The organism is Actinoallomurus sp. CA-142502 (assembly GCF_050936355.1).
GTDB lineage: Bacteria > Actinomycetota > Actinomycetes > Streptosporangiales > Streptosporangiaceae > Actinoallomurus > Actinoallomurus iriomotensis.
In genome coordinates this window covers 6,065,192-6,088,061 of record NZ_JBNJMY010000001.1, presented here as the reverse complement: position 1 = coordinate 6,088,061, position 22,870 = coordinate 6,065,192, and the positions used below count along the sequence as shown (strand labels likewise).

General features: G+C 71.5%; 19 protein-coding genes and 1 tRNA gene. 9 read left to right on the top strand and 11 right to left on the bottom strand.

The window, feature by feature from the left end:
* Positions 1-98: 98 nt before the first annotated feature.
* A complete protein-coding gene (locus ACQEV1_RS29010) occupies positions 99-1,307 on the top strand; it encodes a serine hydrolase domain-containing protein (protein WP_433397527.1) in 1,209 nt (402 codons plus the stop codon).
* 253 nt (positions 1,308-1,560) lie between these two features.
* Positions 1,561-1,824, top strand: coding sequence for a GlsB/YeaQ/YmgE family stress response membrane protein (locus ACQEV1_RS29005; RefSeq protein WP_285578499.1), 264 nt, complete (start codon positions 1,561-1,563; stop codon positions 1,822-1,824).
* Between the two features lie 583 nt (positions 1,825-2,407).
* Here the strand turns inward: ACQEV1_RS29005 and ACQEV1_RS29000 are convergent.
* Positions 2,408-2,938, bottom strand: coding sequence for a hypothetical protein (locus tag ACQEV1_RS29000; RefSeq protein WP_433406196.1), 531 nt, complete (start codon positions 2,936-2,938; stop codon positions 2,408-2,410).
* Between the two features lie 129 nt (positions 2,939-3,067).
* Between ACQEV1_RS29000 and ACQEV1_RS28995 the strand changes: the two genes are divergently transcribed.
* Positions 3,068-4,102, top strand: coding sequence for an acyltransferase family protein (locus ACQEV1_RS28995; protein ID WP_433405993.1), 1,035 nt, complete (start codon positions 3,068-3,070; stop codon positions 4,100-4,102).
* An 88-nt stretch (positions 4,103-4,190) separates the two neighbouring features.
* The gene (locus ACQEV1_RS28990) at positions 4,191-5,192 is read left to right on the top strand and encodes a sulfotransferase family protein (RefSeq protein WP_285634547.1); all 1,002 of its coding nucleotides are present in this window, start codon (positions 4,191-4,193) and stop codon (positions 5,190-5,192) included.
* A 309-nt stretch (positions 5,193-5,501) separates the two neighbouring features.
* On the opposite strand, the gene ACQEV1_RS28985 is transcribed toward ACQEV1_RS28990, so the two are convergent.
* A tRNA-Leu gene (locus ACQEV1_RS28985) sits at positions 5,502-5,577 on the bottom strand.
* Between the two features lie 1,017 nt (positions 5,578-6,594).
* Here ACQEV1_RS28985 and ACQEV1_RS28980 point away from each other — a divergent pair.
* Positions 6,595-7,851: a lactate racemase domain-containing protein gene (locus ACQEV1_RS28980; protein WP_433397524.1), complete on the top strand. Its 1,257-nt coding sequence runs from the start codon at positions 6,595-6,597 to the stop codon at positions 7,849-7,851.
* On the opposite strand, the gene ACQEV1_RS28975 is transcribed toward ACQEV1_RS28980, so the two are convergent.
* From ACQEV1_RS28975 to ACQEV1_RS28945, 7 genes are all read right to left on the bottom strand, one after another.
* Positions 7,789-8,739, bottom strand: a complete 951-nt coding sequence (locus tag ACQEV1_RS28975; RefSeq protein WP_433397522.1) for a LysR family transcriptional regulator — start codon at positions 8,737-8,739, stop codon at positions 7,789-7,791. The two genes, ACQEV1_RS28980 and ACQEV1_RS28975, sit on opposite strands and share 63 nt — an antisense overlap.
* A 53-nt stretch (positions 8,740-8,792) precedes the next feature.
* The gene (locus ACQEV1_RS28970; protein WP_433397521.1) at positions 8,793-9,590 is read right to left on the bottom strand and encodes an SAM-dependent methyltransferase; all 798 of its coding nucleotides are present in this window, start codon (positions 9,588-9,590) and stop codon (positions 8,793-8,795) included.
* A 102-nt stretch (positions 9,591-9,692) separates the two neighbouring features.
* Positions 9,693-10,568, bottom strand: coding sequence for a LysR family transcriptional regulator (locus tag ACQEV1_RS28965; RefSeq protein WP_433397519.1), 876 nt, complete (start codon positions 10,566-10,568; stop codon positions 9,693-9,695).
* Positions 10,569-10,886: 318 nt separating this feature from the next.
* Positions 10,887-13,412 (bottom strand): aminopeptidase N, encoded by a 2,526-nt coding sequence (gene pepN / locus ACQEV1_RS28960; protein WP_433397517.1) that lies wholly within the window; start codon positions 13,410-13,412, stop codon positions 10,887-10,889.
* 79 nt (positions 13,413-13,491) lie between these two features.
* Positions 13,492-14,925: an aldehyde dehydrogenase family protein gene (locus ACQEV1_RS28955; protein ID WP_285634530.1), complete on the bottom strand. Its 1,434-nt coding sequence runs from the start codon at positions 14,923-14,925 to the stop codon at positions 13,492-13,494.
* A gap of 35 nt (positions 14,926-14,960) precedes the next feature.
* Positions 14,961-16,298: a 4-aminobutyrate--2-oxoglutarate transaminase gene (gene gabT, locus ACQEV1_RS28950; RefSeq protein ID WP_433397515.1), complete on the bottom strand. Its 1,338-nt coding sequence runs from the start codon at positions 16,296-16,298 to the stop codon at positions 14,961-14,963.
* 119 nt (positions 16,299-16,417) lie between these two features.
* Positions 16,418-17,092: a cyclase family protein gene (locus ACQEV1_RS28945; RefSeq protein ID WP_433397513.1), complete on the bottom strand. Its 675-nt coding sequence runs from the start codon at positions 17,090-17,092 to the stop codon at positions 16,418-16,420.
* Between the two features lie 184 nt (positions 17,093-17,276).
* Here ACQEV1_RS28945 and ACQEV1_RS28940 point away from each other — a divergent pair, with 184 nt between their 5' ends.
* From ACQEV1_RS28940 to ACQEV1_RS28930, 3 genes are all read left to right on the top strand, one after another.
* The gene (locus ACQEV1_RS28940; RefSeq protein WP_285634522.1) at positions 17,277-17,867 is read left to right on the top strand and encodes a helix-turn-helix domain-containing protein; all 591 of its coding nucleotides are present in this window, start codon (positions 17,277-17,279) and stop codon (positions 17,865-17,867) included.
* A 54-nt stretch (positions 17,868-17,921) separates the two neighbouring features.
* Positions 17,922-18,575: a hypothetical protein gene (locus tag ACQEV1_RS28935; protein ID WP_433397511.1), complete on the top strand. Its 654-nt coding sequence runs from the start codon at positions 17,922-17,924 to the stop codon at positions 18,573-18,575.
* A 137-nt stretch (positions 18,576-18,712) separates the two neighbouring features.
* A complete protein-coding gene (locus tag ACQEV1_RS28930; RefSeq protein WP_433405992.1) occupies positions 18,713-20,677 on the top strand; it encodes a S9 family peptidase in 1,965 nt (654 codons plus the stop codon).
* 19 nt (positions 20,678-20,696) lie between these two features.
* Here ACQEV1_RS28930 and ACQEV1_RS28925 read toward each other — a convergent pair whose 3' ends face one another.
* Positions 20,697-21,143: a MarR family winged helix-turn-helix transcriptional regulator gene (locus ACQEV1_RS28925; RefSeq protein ID WP_433397509.1), complete on the bottom strand. Its 447-nt coding sequence runs from the start codon at positions 21,141-21,143 to the stop codon at positions 20,697-20,699.
* A gap of 74 nt (positions 21,144-21,217) precedes the next feature.
* Between ACQEV1_RS28925 and ACQEV1_RS28920 the strand changes: the two genes are divergently transcribed.
* Positions 21,218-22,054 (top strand): nitroreductase/quinone reductase family protein, encoded by an 837-nt coding sequence (locus ACQEV1_RS28920; protein WP_433397507.1) that lies wholly within the window; start codon positions 21,218-21,220, stop codon positions 22,052-22,054.
* Between the two features lie 233 nt (positions 22,055-22,287).
* Here ACQEV1_RS28920 and ACQEV1_RS28915 read toward each other — a convergent pair whose 3' ends face one another.
* Positions 22,288-22,818: a hypothetical protein gene (locus ACQEV1_RS28915; RefSeq protein ID WP_285634510.1), complete on the bottom strand. Its 531-nt coding sequence runs from the start codon at positions 22,816-22,818 to the stop codon at positions 22,288-22,290.
* Positions 22,819-22,870 lie beyond the last annotated feature (52 nt).

Below are 22,870 nucleotides of genomic sequence, written 5' to 3'. Positions count from 1 at the left end.
TGCCGCCCCGGCCCTCATTTTTTCAGATCACTTAAACTCCATTGTCAAAACGATTAACGCTATTGACGCCATTAATTCGCGATGCTTCGATCTACGCCATGTCATTTCCCCGTAAGGTCACGATCGCCGCTTTCCTGGTTCCGGTGATGGCGACCGTCGGCACGCTGGCCCTCACCGACGTGGCCGAGGGCCACGCGAAGGCCACCGATGTGAGGGTCGCGGCCGAGACCGAGCAGTTCTCGCTCCCCGCGCTCATCCACATCCCCCACTACCCGCTCACCCCCGTGCAGCCGTCGTCCACGCCGGTGCGGTTGAGCGGCACGGGCAAGCCCCTGGACGTGAGCTACACCTACCAGGGGCAACGCCACACGATCACCGACTTCCTGCGGCGCAGTTCGACGCTCGGCTTCCTCGTCCTGCACGACGACAAGGTCGTCGACGAGCGATACTTCCAAGGGCAGAACGCCGACAGCCGGTTCAACTCCTGGTCGGTCGGAAAATCGATCACGGCCGCCGCGATCGGCGTGGCGCTCAACGAGGGCAAAATCCGTTCGGTCGACGACCCCGTCACCCGTTACGTGCCCGAACTCAAGGGCACCGGGTACGACGGCGTCCCGCTGATCGATGTGCTCCACATGGCGTCCGGCGTGAAATGGGACGAGTCGAATTACTTCAATTTCACCACCGGCGCCACGGCGGCCCAGCTGCGCCTGGTCCTCGGCACTCCGTTGACCGACGTCGCCAAAGAGTCGGTCAGTGAACGGCCTCCCGGCACCAAGTGGAACTACGACAGCATGGACTCCTTCGTGCTCGCCTGGGTGCTCAGCAAGGCCACCGGGCAGTCGTTGGCCTCCTATGTCCAGGACAAGATCTGGAAGCCGGCGGGCATGAAGTCCACCCTCTATCTCGGTAAGGACTGGGCGGGCAACGGCCTGGGCTACTGCTGCTATCACGTGACGACGCGCGACCTGGGCCGCTTCGGGCTGCTCTACCTCAACCAGGGCAAGGCTCAGGGGAAGCAGGTCGTACCGGCCGGGTGGGTGCGCGACTCCACCCGTGTCACCGTCCCGATCAACGAGCCGGGGCAGATCAACTCGGCGGGCTGGGGCTACGGCAGCCAGTGGTGGGTCGCTCCCACCCCGGGCGACTACACCGCGAACGGCGTGTTCGGCCAGAACGTCTACGTCAGCCCGCGCGACCACGTGGTGATCGTGAAGACGTCCCAGGACGTCCTCACCTACTCGAGCCACTTCGCCGAGTTGGCGACCGCGTTCCGTGCCGTCGCCGACGCGGTCGGGGGGAGCTGACCGGTCGATGCCACCGCCGGGGGTCGCGCAGGGTGCGCGCGGCCCCCGGCGGCGTGTTCACGGGAGGCCGGCTCGGCCGCGTTGCCCGTGCTGCGGGGCTCCTGCCGGATTCTCGCTGGTCACGACGGTCATGTTCGTGCGGTCCGGTGCTCCGTGGCCCGGTCCGCCGGATTTGCGGGATGGTTTCCGCTTAAGACGGGCTAACGAGGGCAGAACGGCTGCGCGTCCTTACGAGCGAAAGGAAGCCCCCGATATGCACGTCACCGGAATCGTCATGGCGATCATCATCGGCCTGGTCATCGGTGCCCTGGGCCGGCTGGTCGTACCAGGACGTCAGCCGATCCCGATCTGGCTGACCATCGTCATCGGCATCGTCGCCGCGTTGATCGGCACCGCCATCGCGGGCGCGGTCGGTGTGGCCGACACCAGCGGAATCGACTGGATCGAACTGGCCATCCAGGTCGTACTGGCGGCGGTGGGCGTCGCGGCGACCGCCGGGTTCTATGCCCGAAGATGAGCCGGCCGGTCAGGGCCCGGCCTCCGAGCCCGGCCCCGACCGCGACGCGGACGACGACGGCCGTGGCCCGACTTCGGGCCACGGCCGCCCGCTGCCCGGAGCACCTCGGACGTGCCGTGCCCCTCCCCGGCCCGCCGGCGAGGGGCACCGGCGACCGTGTCGCTCCGGGAACGATCGGATGTGGTGGCGATTCTCAGCCTGGACCCAGGCCGATCTCATTACCCGGTGATGGGATGGCGGGCGGCGGTGCTCGCGGTGCGACCGGCAGCGGCGGAAGGGTGAAGCGCGTGAGGGTGGGAGTGGTCCGGTGACGGCTCAGGAGAAGGCGACCGACGACGGCGACCGCGAGGTGGGCCGGGAGACCGAGCCGCCCACGGCGGAAGGCGGAGACCGCGATTCGGCGGCCGGCGGCGGCTCGACGGCAGGACGCGGACCGGCGACCGGCGGTGGCCCGGAGCACCCGGCGTACTCACGGGAGCCGGGGGAGGCGCCCCCGCCCGCGGGTGGTGAACCTGCGGACGGCGGCGTTTCGACGATGGCCGGTGGACCGGCGACCGATGCCCGGCCAGAGAGCTCGGCACGGTCACACCCGATGGGGCAGGCGCCCCTGGCGACCGGCGGCGAGCCTGCGAGCGGGAGCGGTTCGGCTGGTGGCGGGCCGGAGCACTCGGCGCGGTCGCGTGGGGTGAGGGAGGTGCCGGCCGTCGGCGGCGAGGCTGCGGGCGGCGGTGGTTCGGCTGGTGGTGGTCGCGCCGCGGCCGGAGGCGGTTCGGTGGCGAAAAGGCGTTCGGCGGTCGGTGGGTCGGCGGTCGGTGGCGACGCGGAGGCTTACCGCGGGCGTGGTGGAGTTGCCGATCGCTCCGGTGAGACAGGCCCGGGTGACCGTCCTGGTGACGGCGGGACCGATGCCGGCGGTGGTCGTGGTGTCGGCGAAGTCGGCGGGCTCGGTGGCGGGGAGGACGCCGGTGCGGGCAGTGCCGGGCGGGAGGCCGCGCTCGGGCGGAGTGCCCTGCTGGAGCCCGGACGTCGCGCCGGGGTCACGCCCGCTGCGGATCTGGACCCTGGCTTCGGTGACCGTGGCCTCTTCGGATCGCCGCCCGGACGAGACGGCCACGGCGCGGCGGGGGACGGCGGGCGACGTGGTCCCGGCGGCGCGAGTGAAGGCGCCGTCCTCGGCCTTGACCGTAGGGACGGACTCGCGGCGCCGGAGCCACCCCCGTCCGGTGAAGCGAATCCCGCCCGGCTGGATAAATCAGGTAATGCCGACAAAGTCGCCCAGAAAACCGCGGCGAGCCGGGATCCCTACTTCGACAACGCCAAGTTCCTCGCCGTCGCTCTGGTCGTCGTCGGGCACGCCTGGGAGCCGTTGCGCAGCGCGGCCGTCGGCGGGCGAATGCTCGGGGCGGGGCAGTCGTTCATCTATGCCTTCCATCTCCCCGTATTCATCGTCATGTGCGGCTATTTCTCCCGCGGATTCAGCCGTTCCCGTGGCCGTACCCGCAAGCTCGTCGCCGCCATCGTCGTCCCGTACGTCCTGTTCAGCGCCGGCTACGTCGTCTACACCGAGGTGCTGGCGGGCCGGCACATGCGCTGGGATCCGCTCGAACCGTACTACCTGACATGGTTCCTGCCCGCGCTGCTCGCCTGGCGGCTCTCCGTGCCGCTCTGGCAGCAGTTGCGGTTCCCGATCGCGATCGGGCTGGCGGTCGCGATCTGGCTGTTCGCCGGGCTCGTCACCCTGCCCAGCATGCTCGACGCGGTGCAGGTGCTGTCGTTCCTGCCGTTCTTCGTGCTCGGACTGATCCTCGGGCCGCGCCACTTCGCCCTGCTCAGAAGGCTGGCGGTCCGGGTCGCGGGGGCGCTGACGCTCGTCGCCGGGGCGGTGGCGGCGTACGCCCTGGAGACCAGCCTCGACCCCGAGTGGGTGCACTGGCGGCGCAGTTTCGCCGAACTCGGCGTCGGCGCGCCCTCGGGTGTCGGCTTCCGCGTGCTCGCGCTCGCGGCGGCGGGCATCCTCACCGCGGCCTTCCTGGCCGTCGTCCCGGCCCGCCGTACGTGGTTCAGCAGGCTCGGCGCCGCCTCCATGTACGCCTACCTGCTCCACGGGTTCGTCACGCTCTTCCTGTCCTACCAGGACTGGTACTACCGCATCTCCGGGTGGCAGGTGCCGGCGCTGACGCTCGGCTGCGTGCTGCTGGCGGTGGTGCTCATGACCGATCCCGTCCGAAGGGTGTTCCGGTGGGCGGTCGAGCCGCGCCTCGAGTGGTTGTTCCGATGATGCCGCACTAAACCTATAGGCAATAAAAGAAAATAGCTTCTCGGTAAATTCTCAACCAACTTTCAGTAATTTTCTTTACCGTGAAGCGATGACCCAGCCGGAGCGGCCCATCTTCGTCGTCGGTTGTCCACGGTCCGGAACGACCATGCTGCAACTGATGCTGCACGCCCACCCGCGCATCGCCATCCCGCCGGAGACGCGGTTCCTGCTGCCCGCGTACGACGCGCGCGCCGACTTCGGCGATCTCCGCATCCCGGGCAACCGCCTGGCGCTCGCCCGCTGGATCGTCGACCGCGAGCAGACCCGCTTCGCGGACCTGGGGCTGGACGGGCAACGGGTCATCGAGCAGATCGTCGCCGGGCCGCCCACGCTCGGCTCCGCGCTGGGCATCGTGCTGCGCGCGTACGCGGCGAGGTTCGGCAAACCCCGCTGGGGCGACAAGCGGCCGGGGTACTTCCAGCACATCCCCACGCTGAGGCGCCTGTTCCCCGACGCGCAGATCGTCCAGCTCATCCGCGACGGCCGCGACTGCGTCGCGTCGCTGAAGGAGATGGACTGGTACAAACACGACTCTCACCACGCGCTCGCGACCTGGGTGGAGTCGATCGAGGCGGGGGAGCGCGCGGCGCGGTCGCTCGGCCCGGAGTCGTACTACCGCCTCTACTACGAACGCCTGATCGGCGACCCGGCCACCGAGCTCAAGGGGCTGTGCGAGTTCCTCGGCGAGGACTACGACCCGGCGATGTCCGAGCCGGGCCGCGTCGCCGCCGTCGCCGTACCCGGCCGCAAGGTCTGGCACTCCCGTACCCACGAAGAGGTCACCACTGCTCGCGCCGGCACGTGGCGCACGCGTCTGACGACGGCGGAGATCGTCCTGTGCGAGACCGTCGCCGGCGACCTGCTGCGCGACCACGGCTACGAGGTCGAGGGCGGAGCCCGGCCGGAGCGAGCCGACCAGGCGCACTATCGGCGGGTCGCGGCTCACCGCCGGCTGGCCGCGCGCAAGCGCGAACTGCTCGACTTCGTACACCGCCGCACCGAGCCCGGCGAGGTGGCCTACCGTCCCCCATCCTCCCTTCCGCCCGACTGACCCTGTGCTGGTTGCCGAGCTTGACGTCCCGCCCGGTGGTCGTACGGATCTCTTGGCGAGCGCCGCCCTGTCGACCCCGGGCGAAGGGGCCCGAGGTGGCGGGGGATGAGAGGCGACCTTTCTCCCGTTAGAGCCGTCGGCATTCGTCGCGAGGTAATAGCCGATGTATCCGGCTGGGCCAGGCACTTGTACCGGTTGCCGCGAGACTCGCGCATGGTGCGGAACCTGCTGTAATGCCTGATCGTCGCCTTGTTCCTGGGGAAAGCCTCGGCGATCCGGCACGGGCGGTGCCGACGTCGATTCCGTGAGTACCCCGGGTGGGATTCGAACCCACACTTCGCGGATTTTAAGTCCGCTGCCTCCGTCCTGATTGGGCTACCGGGGCAAGCCGATCTGGTCACGGGCGGGTGCCGGAGATGCCGGCGTTTCCCGCCCGATCGCGCCGATCACTCGGCGGCATCGGTGTGTGACGTTCAGCGTTCGCTCTCCGGGCCGTCTCGCGAAGAGACGATGATCTCTGCCACGTCGGCACCCCTCCTTCAGCCGCCGTCCCCCGCGCCCGTTCGGGCTTGACCCTGGCAATCTATTTCGGCAATTGCCCGGCGTCATCCCCCTAATTCGTTAGAGCAGGCATTAGATTTGCTTAATGGGCTGTCTTTAGCCGCATATCCGCAGCGCCGAAAAGGGGTGTTTTGGTCCGCTCGACGGGTTCGGCGGCCTTCGCCGACGTGTTCCCCCTGGACAGAGCGCTGAGGGTGCTCACTCGCGTCGGAGGCCCTACGGCAGGTGCCGTGGGGGATGCGGCCGCGGGAGGCTCGCAAGGAGGCGGCCGCTCTGGACTCGCGGTGCTCTGACGGCCGGCCGTACGGGGCGGTGGCTCTGGCACGCGACGCCGCGCAGGAGACGGTCAGGCGCCGATGAACGCCTGGACAGGGTCCGGGTGGACGGATTCGGCGGCCGGACAGGGCGCGGCTCTGGACTCGTGGCGCCTTCGCGGCCGTACGGGGGGCGCCGCTCCTTCGCGCGCTGTGCGGGCCGCGGCGGTGGGGGAGTCCGCCGCGGCCCGCAACCGCAGTGACCGTGGGGGCGGTCAGTCGGATCTGGACCGGGGGGCCACCGGTGGAGAGCCCCGGAGGAGCTCTCGCTTTCTCTTCCGACTACGGCATCCACTTTCGCCGGTCCAGGGCCGAAAGTCAGCGCGGCCAGCACCCATCTTCAGGTCTTGCCAGCGGTAACCCACATCTTCCGGCTGGCGGGGATGCGCGACGGCCGTACGAGGGTCGCGCCGGTCCTCGTCGGCGCCGCACGTGCCCCACGCGTTCTCCCGGGTCACCGGCGTCACAGGTCTGGGCAGTGACCGACATACTGGACATGCCGATGCCGAAGAGAGGTGAGCTTGCCCATGGCCCGTGTCCTCGGTTCGCCGCGGGAGGTCCTGGACGCCGCCGACGTCGAGCGGTTCGTCCGCTCGTCGCTGGAGGACGATGAGTACACCGGCAAGAGGGTCTGCGTGCTGGTGCCGGACGCCACCCGCAGCTGCCCGTTGCCGATGCTCCTGGACGGCGTGCACGCGGCCCTGCACGGGCGCGTCGCCGAGTTGACCTTCATGGTCGCGCTGGGCACCCACCCGGCGATGAGCGAGGAGGAGCTCGCCGCCCTGTTCGGCCACCCGCCTGGCCTCGCGGCCGAGCGCTATCCCGGAGTCACCATCCGTAACCACGAGTGGTGGGATCCCGGCATGCTCACCTCGGTCGGAGTGATCAGCGGGGCGGAGCTGGCCGAGCTGTCCGGCGGCCGGCTGTCCGACCCGGTGGAGGTACGCCTCAACCGAGCCGTGGTGGAAAGCGACATCACGCTCGTCGTCGGCCCCGTCTTCCCGCACGAGGTCGTGGGGTTCTCGGGCGGCAACAAGTACCTGTTCCCCGGGGTGGCGGGCCAGGAGGTGATCGACGTGTCGCACTGGCTGGGCGCGCTGATCACCAGCGCGGAGATCATCGGCACGCGCGGTACGACGCCGGTGCGCGCGCTGATCGACCGCGCGGCGGCGAAGGTGCCCAGCGAGCTGCGCTGTTTCTCGCTCGTGGTGGAGTCCGGCACGTCGAACCTGCACGCGATCACGTACGGGGACACCCGGGACGCCTGGGCCGCCGCCGCGGACATCACCGCGCAGGTCGACGTGAAGTACCTCGACGCGCCGGTCAAACGGGTGCTGTCCCTGGTGTCGCGTCGCTACGACGAGATCTGGACCGCCGCGAAGGGCATGTACAAGGTCGAGCCGGTCGTCGCCGACGGAGGCCAGGTGGTGCTGTACGCGCCGCACGTCACCGAGGTGAGCCGCACCCACGGCGAGGCGATCCGCGCCGTCGGCTACCACTGCCGCGACTACTTCGTGAAGCAGTGGGACCGGTACGAGGACCGGCCGTGGGGCGTATTGGCCCACTCCACGCACCTGCGCGGCGGCGGCACGTACGATCCGGCCACGGGTGAGGAGCGCTGCCGCATCGAGGTCACTCTCGCCACCGGCATCGACGCCCGCACCACACGTGACCTGGCGCTCTCGTACCTCGACCCGGCCGAGATCGACGTGGAGGAGTGGTCACGCGACCCCGAAACCCTCGTCGTCCCCGACGCCGGGGAGATCCTCTACCGCCTCCGGTGACGCCAGGGGGCGCCGTGAGCGGATGGCGCCGTGTTCGGCCAGGATGTCGATGAACGCCGAGATGTGCGGCACCTCGGCGGTCGTCGTGAAGGCGACCAGCTCGCGGTGGACCGGCGGGTCCGGTTCGAGCTGCACGCCGCCGAAGTCCGCCTCGATCATGTTCCGCGGCACCAGCGCCGGGCCCAGCCCGGCGGCGGCGAGCTGCACCGCGGTGGAGGTGTGGTGGGTGTGCACCGCGGGGCGGGCGATGAACCCGGCCGTCGAGCAGGCCTGGGCGACCACGCCCGCCAGCCCGTTGTCGGGCGTGTACAGCACCCAGGGGCGGCTCGCGAGCTCGGCCAGCCGTACCTGACGGTGGCCGGCGGCGGGGTCGTCCTTGGCGAGGACCACGACGAGTTCCTCCCTGCCGAGCGTGCGCACCGGGCCGTCCCAGTGCAGCGGCGCCGCGCTGACGGCGACGTCGATGCCGCCCGCCGACATGAGGTTCGCCAGGTCGGCGCTGTTGCCGAACTCCAGCAGTTCGACGTGGGAGTCCGGATAGCGCCGCCGCCACTTCAGGATCGCCGGCGGGATGATGCCGAGCGCGATCGAGTACAGCGCGGCGATCCGCAGCCCGATCCGGGTCATCTCGCCGCGAGGCCGGGCGACGTGCGCGGCCTCGTCGGCGCTGTGCAGCGCGGCGATCGCGTGCGGCAGGTACGCGCGCCCCATCGGCGTCAGGCGCACGGCGTCGGGCAGCCGTTCGAGCAGCGGGTACCCGACGTAACGCTCCAGCGCCCGAATCTGGTGCGACAGCGCGGGCTGGGAGACGGAGAGCCGCTGCGCCGCGCGGGTGAAGGAGCCTTCCTCGACCACGGCCAGCAGATACTCCATCTGCCGGAAGCTCATGCGCAAATTGTATGTCCGCAGGTGAGAGGCCTTCTGATCGGCAAGGCGGGCGTTCAGCGGCGGGCGACCGCGCCGAGGAACCCGAGTGGTATGCGGTCGCCGGACGGTGGCTCTTCGGCGCGCCAGTGTTCGACTCCGACCAGGCCGGGTTCCAGCAGCTCCAGCCCCTCGAAGAACGCCGCCACCCGGGCCGGTGAGCGCGGGGTGATCGAGCCGAGAGACGTCGTCGCGTAGATCTCGCGACCCTCGCCGACGACGTCCGGGGCGACCTCATCGGCGGTGATATGGGAGATCACCAGGTGGCTGCCGGGTGCCAGGGCGGCGCGTAACCGGGCGACGATGTCGGCGGCCTCGCGGTCGTCGGGGACGAACTGCAACACCGCCACGAGCAGTACGCCGACGGGGCGGTCGAAGTCGATCAGTGCGCGCGTCTCCGGATGGCTCAGGATGTCGTCCGGACGGCGCAGGTCGGCCCGGATCACCGTGCTCCGCTCGTCGGTCGCCAGCAGGGCGCGGCCGTGGGAGACCACCACGGGGTCGACGTCCACGTACACCACGCGCGACTCGGGGTCGATCCGTCCGGCCACCTGGTGGACGCTGTCCTGGGTGGGCAGGCCGGTGCCGATGTCGATGAACTGCCGGATTCCCGACTCGGCGAGTAACCGTACCGCCCGGGCCAGGAAGCCCCGATTGGACCGGACCCACTCCGCGGCGTGCGGCATGATCTTCATGATCCGCGTGGCGGCCTCGCGGTCGGCGGCGAAATTGTCCTTGCCGCCGAGGTAGTAGTCGTACATCCGGGCGACGTTGGGCGTCTCCGGATCGACGCCGTCGACGCCTTCGCCGACCATGGCCGCACCGCCTTCCTGAAGATCGCGGAATGCGAGACTACCCCGCGGCACCCGGCCGCGGCTTGGGCCGCGTCATCCTCATCCGGCCATCCCGCCCGCCCGTCACAGGGTGGCCTGCTCGGCGAGCGTCTCGATGAACGCCGACGCGGGCGGGGAGACGTACTGGCGGGTGAAGGCGACCAGTTCGCGGTGGATCGGCGGCTCGGGACGGATCGTGCAGCGCTCGAAGTCGGGGCCGATGACGTTGCCGGGTACGAGCGCGGGGCCGAGCCCGGCCGCCGCGAGTTCGACCGCGGTCGCGGTGTGGTGGGTGCGGACGGACGCCCGCGGCGTGAAGCCGGCGCGAGCGAAGGCGGCGCCGGCGAACGAGGCCAGGCCGAACTCGGGCGCGTACAGCACCCACGGGCGGTCGGCCATCCGCCGCAGGTCGATCGACCCGCCGCAGTTCCGCAGCTCCGGGTCGTCGTACGGCAGTATCACGAAGAACTCCTCGAGTCCCAGGATCCGGCACCGGCCGGTCCAGCCCGCCGGCGCCGGTCCGATCCCGACGTCGGCGCCGCCGTGCAGCATCTCCGCCGCCAGCAGGTCGATGTGGCCGAACTCCCGGATCCTCACCCGTACCCGCGGGTGCTCGTGCCGCCACACGCGGATGGCCTGCGGGATGATGCCGAGGGCGATCGACCGCAGCGTCGCGACCCGAAGCTCGCCCCCGGAGAGCCGGCCGACCGCGCGCGCCGCACACGTCGCCTCGTCGGTGCTGCGCACCGCGGCGACGGCATGCGGCAGGAAGGCGTCGCCGAGTTCGGTCACCTCCACCGTACGGGCGAGCCGGTCCAGCAGCGGGCCGCCGATCTCGTCCTCGAGCACCTTGATCTGGTGGGACAGCGCCGGCTGGGAGACGAGCAGCCGCTCGGCCGCCCGGGTGAAGGAGTGTTCTTCGGCCACCGCGATCAGATATTCGAACTGCCGCAGCGTCATGAAGAAATTATATGAGCCCCAGAAGAAGCCGGTCTTTGCCTGACAGCCCAGGTCAGGGCCACTATGGACACGTGCTGGGGAGCGGGCCGCACCATGCGCGGCACCGCCGCCCCACACCGTGAGGACCACCAGGAGCGGCCCCGCGCGCCGGATGGAAACAGGGGATTCATCGCAGGCAGCCGATGCGAGGGCCGTGTCCCGCGGACCGGGTTCGTAGCCGACCCGGACCGCCGGGAAGGCGGGTGCCCGCGGGTCGCGGCCTTCAGGGGGAGAAGGCCGCCGCCCGCGGGCTCCGCGGCCACCCGGCCGGCGTCGCCGTCACGACTCCCGAATGCGCACCGCTCGCCGTAGATCGTCGAGCTGGTCGGCCAGAGCCCGGTGCAGCGCGGGGATGAGGTCCTCCTCCAGGCACCGCTCCGCCGCCTGTACGGTCTCCTCCGTGGCCGCGTGGGCGGGGAAGAGCACCCGCCCCAGGACGGTCGCGACCGTCGGGCCGCGCTTCCCCGCCGCCGGGACCTCCTCGAAGTAGCGCCGCACGTAGCCGTCGGTCGTCTCGGGCATCGCCGGCTGCCAGAAGCCCTCGGCGGTCGCGATCAGCAGATGGTTCGACAGCGCGCCGTCGGTGAACATCTGCTGCCAGGCGCGTTCCTTGGTGTCCCGCCCCGGCAGCGCCGCGCCGCAGCGCGCCGCGCCCAGGCAGCCGGTCGCGCTCGGGTCGCGCGCCAGCTCTTCGGCGATCTCCTGCTCGCTCACCTCGCCGAGCGCGGAGAGCTGAAGCAGCGCCTTCCACCGAAGCTCCGGATCGAGGTCCGGCCCGCCGGGCACCCGTTCGGCGCGCAGCCATTCCCGCAACGCCGCCACGTCGTCCGGCGTCGACGAGCACCGGATCAGGCCCCGTACGGCGGCCAGCCGGATGCCGGGATCGTCGTCCGTGGTCCGGATGATCCGGCGGCAGACCTCGGCGAGGGTGGCGATCGCCGCCGAGCGCCGCTCGGGGACCAGGTAGCGGTCGGCGATCTGCTCGCGGGCGAACGCGAGCATCGCCTCGACCACGGACACGACGGGTTCGGCCGGCAGGTGGGTCTCGACGAGCGCGAGGAAGTCGGCGGTCGGCAGTTCGCCGTCGCGGACCATGTCACGGGCGGTGTTCCACAGCACCGCGCGGGTCAGCTGATCCTCGATCGCGGACAGCCCCGCGGCCACGGTCTCCCAGGACCGCAGGTCCGGCCGTACCTTCGCGTAGCTGAGGTCGTCGTCATTGATCACCAGCAGGTCGGGCCGCGCGGCGCCCGCGAGCCCGGGCAGCGCCGTACGGTCCGCGCCGCCGGCGGGCAGGTCGACGCCGATCCGGTCGCGCCGCGTCAGGCGGTACCCGCCGTCGCCGGCCGCCCGGTCGTAGAGGCCGACGAAGATCCGGTGGGGGCGCGCGGAGGAAGGCGCGCCGGGCGTACCGGTGTGCGCGATCCCGGCGGAGACGACGGCGCCGTCCTGCTCCTCGATCTCGGCGCGGAGGGTGTCCACGCCGCTGCTCCGCAGCCATCGCTCGGCCCAGGAGCGGACGTCGCGGTCGGGTGCGGCACCCGCGAGGGCGTCGAGCAGGTCGTTCAGGTCGGCGTTGCCGAACCGGTGCCGGGCGAAGTGGGCGTTGACGCCCGCGAGGAAGGCCTCCTCGCCGAGCCAGGCGACGAGCTGCCGCAGGACGGAGGCGCCCTTGGCGTAGGAGATCCCGTCGAAGGCCACCCGCGCCGTCGCCGTGTCCTCCAGGCCCTGGGCGGCGACCGGGTGGGTGGAGGGGCGCTGGTCGGCGTCGTAGCCCCAGGCCTTGCGTCTGATAGCGAACCCGGTCCAGGTCGTGGTGAAGCGGCTGACCTCGGAGATCACCTGGTGACCCATGTACTCGGCGAAGGACTCGTTGAGCCACAGGTCGTCCCACCACCGCATGGTGACCAGGTCGCCGAACCACATGTGCGCCATCTCGTGCGCGATCACGATGGCCCGCGTCTCGCGTTCGGTGTCGGTGACGGCCGAACGGAACAGGAGATCGTCGCGGAAGGTCACACAGCCCGGGTTCTCCATCGCGCCGAAGTTGAACTCGGGCACGAAGGCCTGGTCGTACTTGCCGAACGGGTACCGCTCGTCGAACAGGTCGTGGTACCGGTCGAGGCTGCGCCGGGTGATGTCGAAGATCTCCTCGGCGTCGAGGTAGGGGGCGAGCGAGCGCCGGCAGTGGAGGCCGAGCGGCACGCCGTCGTGCTCGGCGCGCACCGAGTGCATCGGCCCGCCGACGACGGCGGCGAGGTACGTGCTGATCGGCGGCGTCGGGGCGAACTCCCAGCGCCCGTCCTCGGTGCGCTCGCCGGCGCCGTTGCTCACCACCGTCCAGTGCGGGGGCGCGGTCACCGAGATCTCCAGGACCGCCTTGAGGTCGGGCTGGTCGAAGCACGCGAAGACCCGGTCCGCCTCGTCCGGTGCGCACTGCGTGTAGACGTAGACCTCCCCGTCGGCCGGGTCGGTGAACCGGTGCATGCCCTCGCCCGTACGGGTGTAGTACATGTCCGCCTCGACGCGCAGTTCGTTGTCGGCGGCCAGGTCCGCCAGCGGCAGGCGGCCGTCGTCGAACGACGCGGGGTCCAGGTCGGCGCCGTTGAGCGTGAGCCGGCGCAGACGCGCGGGCCGCAGCTCGGCGAACGTCGTGGCGCCGGGCTCGGCACAGCCGAAGCGGATCACCGTGGTCGAGCCGAACACCTCTTCGCCTCGCGTGAGGTCGAGGTGCACGGTGTAGGAGTGGACGTTCAGCAGCCGAGCGCGGTCCTGCGCCTCCGTGCGAGTCAGTGGTGCGGGCATGTCGGCTATGTTGCCCTATCTCAACGAGCTGAGACGCGGGGGCGCATCCGATCGGCCGCCCCCCGCCCCGGCGAGGCCGTCAGAGATCGAGTCCGGTCAGGACCATCACCCGCTCCTCGGTGAGGTCGTTCATCGCCGACCGCAGGCCCTCGCGGCCGACGCCGGACTGCTTCCAGCCGCCGTAGGGCATCTGGTCGGCGCGGTAGCTCGGCACGTCCCCGACGATCACTCCGCCGACCTCGAGGTCGCGGTGAGCGCGGAACGCGACCCGCACATCGGTGGTGAAGATGCCGGCCTGCAGCCCGTACTGGGAGGAGTTGACCGTCGCGAACGCCTCGTCGAGGTCGCCGAAGCGCGCCACGGACAGCACCGGGCCGAACACCTCCTCCTCGGCGATCTTCGTGCCGCCGGGCACGTCCGCCAGGACCGTCGGCGCGACGGTACGGCCCTCGCGGGTGCCGCCGGTGAGCACGGAGGCGCCCGCCTCGGCGGCCTCCGCGACCCAGCTCGTGATCCGCTCGGCCGCCGCGTCGTTGATCACCGGGCCGACCTGGACGCCGTCGGCCGACGGGTCGCCGGTGGGCAGCGCCTCGACCGCCGCCACGAGCTCGGGGACGAACGTGTCGTAGATGTCGGCCTGGACCAGGACCCGCTGGACGGCGATGCACGACTGACCGGCCTGGTAGTTGGCGAACAGCGCGATCCGCGAGGCCGCCGCGGGCAGGTCCGGCCAGTCGGCGGTGACGATCACCGCGGCGTCGCCGCCGAGCTCCAGCGTGATGTGCTTGCCCGGCGCCTGTTCCCGCAGCGACCAGCCGACCGGGCCGGAACCGGTGAAGGAGACGACCGGCAGCCGGGGGTCGGTGACGAGCGAGGACATCTTGTCGTTCGGGACCGGCAGCACCGAGACCATCCGCGGCGGCAGGTCCGTCTCGGCGATGATCTCACCGAGCAGCAGCGCGCTCAGGGGCGTGGCCGGCGCCGGCTTGACGAGGATGGGCGCGCCGACGGCGATGGCCGGCGCCACCTTGTGCGCGACCAGGTTCAGCGGGAAGTTGAACGGCGCGATGCCCAGGACGGGACCGCGCGGGAAGCGGCGGACGACCGCCATCCGCCCGGTCGCGGCGGCGTCGGTGTCGAGCCGCTGCAGGTCGCCGGCGAAACGGCGGGTCTCCTCGGCGGCCCACCGGAACGTCGACACGGCACGGGTGACCTCGCCGCGCGACCAGACCAGCGGCTTGCCGTTCTCCGCCGTGATCAGCGCCGCGATCTCCTCGGCGCGTTCGGACAGGCGGGAGGAGATGTGGTCGAGGGCCCCGGCGCGTACGTGCGCGGGCGTGGCCTGGGCCTCGTGCCGTACGGCGTGCAGGTCGGCGACGGCCTGTTCCACCTGGGCGTCGGTGGGGACGGAGACCTCGCCCACGACCGAGCCGTCCCATGGCGAGGTCACCTCGAGGGTGTCGTCTCCGGTGGTGGGCGTGCCGGACAGGAGGAAGGGCGTGACGTCGGACATGACGGAGAACCTCGCTTGAGTCGGGGACGGGTGGCTCAGACGGTCGCCGCGAAGGCGCCCTCGAGGATGTCCAGGCCCTCGGTGAGCAGGTGGTCGGGGGAGGACAGCGGCGGGAGGAAGCGCAGGACGTTGCCGTACGTGCCGGCGGTCAGGGTGACGAGGCCCTCCGCGTGGCAGGCCTTGTTCACCGCTGCCGTGAGCGCCGGGTCCGGGGTCTTGGCGGCCGGGTCCGACACGAGTTCGACCGCGAGCATCGCGCCGCGGCCGCGTACGTCGCCGATCTGGGAGTACTTGGCGGCCAGGTCGCGCAGCCGCGGCAGGAAGAGCGCCTCGACGGCGCGGGCGCGCCGCGGAAGGTCCTCGGTCTTCATCGTCTCGATCGCGCCGAGCGCCGCCGCGCAGGCCACCGGGTTGCCGCCGTAGGTGCCGCCCAGGCCGCCGGGGTGCACGGCGTCCATCACCTCGGCCCGCCCGGTCACGGCCGCGAGCGGCAGGCCGCCGGCGATGCCCTTCGCGGTGGTGATCAGGTCGGGCACCACGCCCTCGTGGTCGCACGCGAACCAGTCGCCGGTACGGCAGAAGCCGGTCTGGATCTCGTCGGCGATCAGCAGGACGCCGTTGTCGCGGCACCAGTCCGCGACGCGCGTGAGGAACCCGTCCGGCGGCACGACGAACCCGCCCTCGCCCTGGATCGGCTCGATGATGACCGCGGCGGTGTTCTCCTCGCCGATCTGCGTGTGCACCTGGCTGGTGAACTGCGCGAACGCCTCCTCGGCGCAGTTGTCCGGACCGGTCGGCCAGCGGTACGGATAGGCCATCGGCACGCGGTAGATCTCACCCGCGAACGGCCCGAAGCGGTGCTTGTAGGGCATGTTCTTCGCGGTGAGGCTCATCGTCAGGTTGGTGCGGCCGTGGTAGGCGTGCTCGAAGGCGACGACGGCCTGCCGCCCGGTGGCCGACCGCGCGATCTTCACGGCGTTCTCCACCGCCTCGGCGCCGGAGTTGAACAGCGCCGAGCGCTTCTCGTGGTCGCCGGGCGTCAGCTCGGCCAGGGCCTCCGCCACCTCGACGTACTCCGCGTACGGCGTGATCATGAAGCAGGTGTGGGTGAAGTCGGCGACCTGCGCCTGAACCCGCTCGACCACGCGGGGCGCGGCGTTGCCCACCGTGGTCACGGCGATGCCGGAGCCGAAGTCGATCAGCTGGTTGCCGTCGGCGTCGACCAGGATGCCGCCGCCCGCCCGCTCGACGTAGACCGGCAGCCCGGTCGAGACGCCGGCCGAGACCGCGGCGTTCTTCCGCGCCTGCAGCGCGGCCGAACGCGGGCCGGGAATCGCCGTGTTGAGAATTCGACGCTGCTCAATACCGGTCATAAGTCCTCCTTCGTCGGGGGGAGTGACCACTGGGCCGCGCCTTTTGATTCCCTCGCTTCGCTCGGTCATGACTCTCCGATCGGTCGATAGTGCCGAGGCTACGCCGGGCAGGGGCGCAGTCATCGGATGGGAGGGGCCAGGTCCATGGCGACGGCGCGTACCGGCGCGCCGTCGGCGCCCGCGAGGCGCAGCGGGAGACACGAGACGAACGGCGTGAAGTCGATCCGCTCGAAGCCGCGCAGGTTCTCCCCGATCACGCCGCCCGCTGCCGCGATCAGCCGGTGGGCCGGGAAGCCCTCGCCGGGATGCGCGGCGTCCGGGGTCTCGTCGATGTTGGGGAAGTCGAGGAGGAAGGTCCGTACGCCCAGGTCGAGCATCCGGCGGCAGGCGTCCGCGTCGAGGAACGGATGGTCGAAGTAGGCCGGCGTTCCGTACCGGGTCGCCCAGCCGGTGTGCAGCAGCGCGATCACCCCGGGCCGCAGCAGGCCGGCCGCCGGGGCGATCGCCGCCCAGGTGATGCGGGCGCGCGGCGCCAGGCCGGTGACGTCGATGACGGCGCCCTCCCCGGCGAAGAGCGACAGGTCCATCTCGTCGATGCGGGCGCCGTCCGCGCGGAAGTGGTACGGCGCGTCGACGTGCGTGCCGGTCTGGGATCCGAGTCGCAGGCTCAGCAGGTTGAAGCCGTCCGCCTCGATGGTGGCCGCGGGCTCGATCCGCGGCACCGGATCCCCGGGGTAGACCTGCGTGGACTCCGACAGTGGCACCGACAAGTCGACGATGCGGCGAACGTGCACGGCAGCTCCCTCCGTGGACGGCTCGGGCGGGCAAGATAACTGTAGGGCAACTTTGGTTTCCTACCAAGAAACACTTGCGGCGGCCGGTGAGCGTGAGACGATCGTCCTCCGGCGGGCCCTGGGCGGTGGCTCGCCGTCCGCGACCACCCGCCGCCCGCACCGGGCGCCTGACGAAGAGGGCTCCATGAGATCAGTGCCGATCGCCGCCGGCCAGCAGGACCTGCGCATCGGGGCCCGCCTGCGCGACGCCCGGCGGCGGCAGGGCCTGACGATCGACCAGGTGGCGCGGAGCACGGGCCTGACCAAGGGGTTCATTAGCCGCATCGAGCGCGACATGACCTCGCCGAGCGTGTCGACCCTGGTGACCGTGTGCGCGGCGCTGTCGCTGCCGGTCGGGGAGCTGTTCGTCACCCCCAAGACCGACGTCGTACGCGGCGCGGAGGCGCCGTACATCCAGCTCGCCGGCCCGGGCGCGGACGAACGCCTGCTGACCCCGCGCGGCCAGGGACGGCTCCAGCTCGTGCGCTCGGTGATCGACCCCGGCGGCACGGGCGGCGAGGAGCTCTACACCCTCGACTGCGAGGTGGAGGTCGTGCACGTGGTGCGCGGCCGGCTGGAGCTGGTGTTCTCCCGGTCGGCGGAACTCCTGGAGACGGGCGACACGATGACCTTCTCCGGCCGCGAGCCCCACACGTGGCGCAACCCGGACCCGGACGAGGCCGCCGAGGCCCTCTGGGTGATCGTCCCCGCCTCCTGGGAGACCACGGCCCGGTGAGCGGCCAGAGATCTTCGCTACGCTCCGGCCACTCGATCGACAGTAAGGGAGCCGATGCAGCCGCCTCCGCCTCCTCCGGGCCCGTACGACCACCCGCCGTTCCCCCCGCCCGGTCAGCATCTCCGGCCTGCTCCGAGACCGCGGGCGCGCGGACGCCGCGTTCCGCTCATCATCGTCGCCGCGGTCGTGCTGGCAGCGGTGGGAGTCGCCGTCGGCATCACCCTGTCGGGCGGTTCGAAGCCGCGTGGCCGGTTCACCCATGAGCTGACGGCCTGCTCGCTGCTCACCGTGCAGCAGATCCACGCGTACGTGCCGGGTGCCGCCGCGGGTAAGAGCGAGACCGACGACTTCTGCGAATGGGACGCGGAGCTCGACCCGAAGCAGGTGGCGAACCACGTCATCGTCTTCGTGGAAGGGGTCGCCCATGACACCGGCGGCGTGCCGACGGCCGCGGACGGTCATGAGAAGTTCGACATCCGCCGCCAGCAGGCCGACGAACCCGGGAAGAGGATCACGCCGGCCTCCATCGGGGACGAGGCGTTCGTCGCCTGTGTGATGCGGCAGCCCGGCAACCACGCGGACTGCCGGACGTACGTGCGGGTCAGCAACGCGGTCTTCTGCGTACAGGTCCAGAGCACCACCGGCGACCCCGCCCCCGCCTCCCGCGCCCTCGCCACCGAGGCGGTCCGGCACCTGCCGCCGCACTGACCGGCTCATCCCGGGGACGGCTTCACGCGTGGCGGCGTGGCAGCCGGCCGATAGGCGCGCTGGATACGCTCGGCTCACGGGCCGGACCGGGCGACGAGGGAGACGATGTGACGCCGTTCCACGATCTCGCGGACTACATGGCGCTACCCAGGGTTCTCACCCTGCGGCTGTCGGGGGACGGGCGGCGTCTCGTCGCGGTCGTGCGGATCCTGACCGCCGACGGCAAGAAGTACCGGACGGCGTTGTGGGAGGTCGACCCGGCGGGCGTGGCCGAGCCGCGCCGGCTGACGCGTTCGGAGGCGGGGGAAGGGCGGCCCGCGTTCCTGCCCGACGGGTCCCTGCTGTTCACCTCCGCCCGTACGGACGCCGGCGGCGCCGGAGAGGAAGAGGTCCAGCGGCTGTGGCTGCTGCCCGCCGAGGGCGGCGAGCCGTGGCGGGTCGCGGACCATCCCGGCGGTATCGAGGACTTCGCCGTCGCGCGCGACAGCGGCACCGTGGTGTTCGCGGCGCCGGTGCTGCCCGGCGGCGACGACGCGCGTGCCGAGCGGCGTAAGGCGGCCGGCGTCACCGCCATCCTGCACGAGACTCTCCCGATCCGTGACTGGGACCGTCACCTCGGGCCCGCCGAGCGACGGCTGTTCGCGGCGGCGCCGCCCGCGCCGGACGGGTCCGGGCTCGGGACGCCGCGCGACCTCACGCCGGAGCCGGGCCAGGCGCTGGCCGGGCAGTCTTTCGCCGTCACCCCGGACGGCGCGACGGTCGTCACCGGATGGTGGCTGGCGGGCCCGCGCGGTGACCGCCGCTCCGAACTCGTCGCGCTCGACAGGGCGACGGGGAAGCGGCGCCGGCTCGCGGGCGCCGAGGGGTTCGACTTCCTCCGCCCGGTCGTCTCACCGGACGGCCGCCACGTGGTCTGCGTGCGCGAGCGTCACGGCGACCTGGAGGAGCCACCCGACGAGACGTTGTGGATCGTACCGATCGAGGGCGGTGAGGGCCGTGACCTGACGCCGGACCTCGACCGCTGGCCGTACGACCCGATCTGGTCGCCGGATGGGCGCTCCGTCTACTTCGCCGCGTACGACCAGGGCCGCGCGCCGGTCTTCCGCGTCGAGGTCGCGACGGGCGAGGTCACCCGGCTGAGCGGCGACGACGGCGCGTACGACCTCGTGGACGTCTCCCCGGACGGGCGGCATGTGTACGCCGTGCGGTCGGCCATCGACGCGCCTCAGGCGCCGGTCCGGCTGGACGCGGACGGACCGGCGCGGGAGCCGGAGCGGCTGCGGCTCTGGGACGTGCCGGAGCTGCCCGGGACCGTCACCGAGGTCACGGCGACGGCCGCCGACGGCGCGCCGCTCCGCGGCTGGCTGGTGCTGCCGGACGACGCGTCCGCGACGTCGCCGGCGCCGCTGCTGCTGTGGCCGCACGGCGGACCTTACGCCAGCTGGAGCCCCTGGGCGTGGCGGTGGAACTGGTGGCTGATGGCCGCGCGCGGGTACGCCGTCCTGCTGCCCGATCCGGCGCTGTCGCTCGGCTACGGGCAGGACTTCGTCCGCCGCGGGCACGGCTGCTGGGCGGAGCCCGCGTACGACGACCTGATGAGGATCACCGACGCCGCGGTCGCCCGCGACGACGTCGACGCCGACCGCACCGCCGTCATGGGCGGCTCGTACGGCGGGTACATGGCCAACTGGATCGCCGGGCACACCGATCGCTTCAAGGCGCTCGTCACGCACGCCAGCGCCTGGCCGGTCGAGAACTTCCTCACCTCCGACGAGGCGTACTACTTCATCCGCGAGTTCGGCGACCCGGCCGAGCGGCCCGACCGCTGGGCCGCCAACGATCCGGCGCGGCACGTCGCGAACATCCGTACGCCGATGCTGGTCATCCACGGCGACCGCGACTACCGGGTGCCGATCGCCAACGCCCTGCGGCTGTGGTGGGACCTGATCCGGCACGACGTGGAGGCGAAGTTCCTCTACTACCCGGACGAGAACCACTGGATCCTCGCGCCCGGCAACGCCACGATCTGGTACGAGACCGTGTTCGCCTTCCTCGCCCAGCACGTCCTGGGGGAGGAGTGGAAGCGGCCCGACCTGGTCTGAAGCGGCTCGGTGGGCGCGGTCAGCGGCCGACCGCGTCCTCGTACGCGCGCAGGGTCGCGACGAACATCGCCCGCTGCTCGTCGGTGAGCGGTTCGAGCGCCGTGCGCCAGGCGCGCGCGCCGTTGGCGAGCCACGCGTCGACGGCGGTGCGGCTGTCATCGGCGATGCTCACGATCGTACGGCGGCGGTCGGCCTCGTCCTCGCGCCGCTCGACCACGCCCTTGCGGCTCAGTTCACCGACCATCAGGCTCACCGTGGTCGGTGCCACCTCCAGGCGGGAGGCGAGCTCGTTGACGCTCTGTGGCCCGTCGAAGAGCAGGTAGGACAGCAGCGACAGGTGCCGTGGCGCCAGGTCCAGCGACCTCAGCCGTTCGGGCACCGGTGTGCGCTTGACGCGGCCGACCAGGCGCGGCATCAGCAGCAGCAGCGTACGGATGCCCTCGTCGACGCTCAGTCCCGTTGACATACCTTGATCTCCAAAATAGCTTTGCTTGCAAAGCAAATCTGTGTCGCCGTCATCGTCTCGGAGGCTATCGGCCCATGTCGGACTGGAATCAGAAGATCATCGAAGAGTTCCGGGCGAACGGCGGTGCGGTCGGCGGCCCGTTCGAGGGCACGCCACTCGTCCTGCTGACCACGGTCGGCGCGCGTACCGGCCGGCGCCGGACCACCCCGGTCACCTGCCTGCGCGACGGCGGGCGCATCCTGGTGTTCGCCTCCAACGCGGGCGCCCCGGCCCATCCGGCCTGGTACCACAACCTGCTCGCGAACCCCGGCGTCACCGTCGAGACCGGCGAGGAGACGTACGCCGCGACCGCCCAGCCGCTCGAGGAGGCCGAGCGCGACGCGCTCTACGCGCGGCAGGCCGAGATCGCCCCGGCCTTCGCCGACTACCAGGCCGGTACGAGCCGGGTGATCCCGGTCGTCGCGCTCTACCGCGACCAGCGCGCCCGCGCGCTGGGGGACGAGCTCGTCGCCATCCACCGCGGCATGCGCGAGGAACTGGCCGGGATCCTCTCCGCCGTGTCCGACCTCGCCGCCGGCCGGCCCGCGGAGGCGCCGCCCGCCGACCTCGCGGCGCGGCTGCGCTCCCGCTGCCTGTCCTTCTGCGCCGACGTCCACGCCCACCACGACAACGAGGCCGGTCGCGGCTTTCCCCTTCTCGCGCGGCGGTACCCGGGCCTGGAGCCGGTGCTTGCGGCGTTCGGCGAGGAACACGCGGTGCTGGCGGGCATCCGGTCGCGGTTCGAGGAGACGCTGGCGCGCGCCGCGTCACCGGACGAGGTGCTGGACGAACTGCGCGAGCTGGCGGGCGAGATCGAGGCGCACTTCGACCGCGAGGAACGGCGCCTCGTCCCGGCGCTGAACGCCCTCTAGACGAGTGATTCCTGGTGATGCGTCACCGCCGGTGCATCACGCGCCGGAGGCGGGGTAGTCGATGGCGGGCTTCTTCTGAGAGGAGAAGATTCTCCTGTCAGGAGAACCCCTGGAGAGGAACACCCGCCTCTCGCCCGGTCCGACACGTCCGGTTCTCCCAGTGCCAGAATCTGCCCAATCCCCCGGAATCACTCATTTAGCGGCGAGATCCCCGACGCCGAAGGGCATGGGGATCAGCAGGTGTCGGCGCGGCTCCGGCGCGGAACGGCTGGGCGTGACGTGCCGGAGCCGTACGGGGACGGCACGTCGCCAGGCGTCGACATGCCGGTGTTGTGCGGGTGCGGATCGTCGGTGGGCGCCGCGGTGTTGGTGGTGTGCGGGTGCGGATCGTCCGTGGGCGCCGCGGTGCCGGTGTCGTGTGGGTGCGGGTCGTCGGCGGGTGCCGACGTGCCGATGGCGTGGGGGCGCGGACCGTCGCCGGGCATGGCCGTGCCGGCCGGTAGGGACAGGACCCGGGAGATGACGCGGACCGCGTCCGGAATGTGGGCGGCGGGGCTGATCGGCTCGCCCCAGGACCACCACCACATCAGGCTCTCGTCGCCGTGCGGGACGGGCATGCAGCGGACGGTGTCGGTCAGCCGGGAATGGCCGCCGGGGGCGCCGACGCGGACGCGGGTCGGCGCGAGCACCTCGGCCTCCAGCCCCGCTTTCGTGCAGTCGTCGGCGAGTTTCTCGGCAAGTAGATGAACGTCGTAATTGGTCATATGGGCATAACTCCATCTCCCGGCGACCTTTGTTGCCGGGATGCCGATGTCC

What these genes read in the sequence shown, in the direction of transcription:
- ACQEV1_RS28980 (WP_433397524.1), top strand. Translation starts at nt 6,595, where the DNA reads ATGGCCCGTGTCCTCGGTTCGCCGCGGGAGGTCCTGGACGCCGCCGAC.
- ACQEV1_RS28915 (WP_285634510.1), bottom strand. Translation starts at nt 22,818, where the DNA reads ATGACCAATTACGACGTTCATCTACTTGCCGAGAAACTCGCCGACGAC.
- ACQEV1_RS28925 (WP_433397509.1), bottom strand. Translation starts at nt 21,143, where the DNA reads ATGTCAACGGGACTGAGCGTCGACGAGGGCATCCGTACGCTGCTGCTG.
- pepN (WP_433397517.1), bottom strand. Translation starts at nt 13,412, where the DNA reads ATGCCCGCACCACTGACTCGCACGGAGGCGCAGGACCGCGCTCGGCTG.
- ACQEV1_RS28970 (WP_433397521.1), bottom strand. Translation starts at nt 9,590, where the DNA reads ATGGTCGGCGAAGGCGTCGACGGCGTCGATCCGGAGACGCCCAACGTC.
- ACQEV1_RS28920 (WP_433397507.1), top strand. Translation starts at nt 21,218, where the DNA reads ATGTCGGACTGGAATCAGAAGATCATCGAAGAGTTCCGGGCGAACGGC.
- ACQEV1_RS28935 (WP_433397511.1), top strand. Translation starts at nt 17,922, where the DNA reads ATGCAGCCGCCTCCGCCTCCTCCGGGCCCGTACGACCACCCGCCGTTC.
- gabT (WP_433397515.1), bottom strand. Translation starts at nt 16,298, where the DNA reads ATGACCGGTATTGAGCAGCGTCGAATTCTCAACACGGCGATTCCCGGC.
- ACQEV1_RS28975 (WP_433397522.1), bottom strand. Translation starts at nt 8,739, where the DNA reads ATGAGCTTCCGGCAGATGGAGTATCTGCTGGCCGTGGTCGAGGAAGGC.
- ACQEV1_RS29005 (WP_285578499.1), top strand. Translation starts at nt 1,561, where the DNA reads ATGCACGTCACCGGAATCGTCATGGCGATCATCATCGGCCTGGTCATC.
- ACQEV1_RS28940 (WP_285634522.1), top strand. Translation starts at nt 17,277, where the DNA reads ATGAGATCAGTGCCGATCGCCGCCGGCCAGCAGGACCTGCGCATCGGG.
- ACQEV1_RS28965 (WP_433397519.1), bottom strand. Translation starts at nt 10,568, where the DNA reads ATGACGCTGCGGCAGTTCGAATATCTGATCGCGGTGGCCGAAGAACAC.
- ACQEV1_RS28955 (WP_285634530.1), bottom strand. Translation starts at nt 14,925, where the DNA reads ATGTCCGACGTCACGCCCTTCCTCCTGTCCGGCACGCCCACCACCGGA.
- ACQEV1_RS28990 (WP_285634547.1), top strand. Translation starts at nt 4,191, where the DNA reads ATGACCCAGCCGGAGCGGCCCATCTTCGTCGTCGGTTGTCCACGGTCC.
- ACQEV1_RS29010 (WP_433397527.1), top strand. Translation starts at nt 99, where the DNA reads ATGTCATTTCCCCGTAAGGTCACGATCGCCGCTTTCCTGGTTCCGGTG.
- ACQEV1_RS28930 (WP_433405992.1), top strand. Translation starts at nt 18,713, where the DNA reads ATGGCGCTACCCAGGGTTCTCACCCTGCGGCTGTCGGGGGACGGGCGG.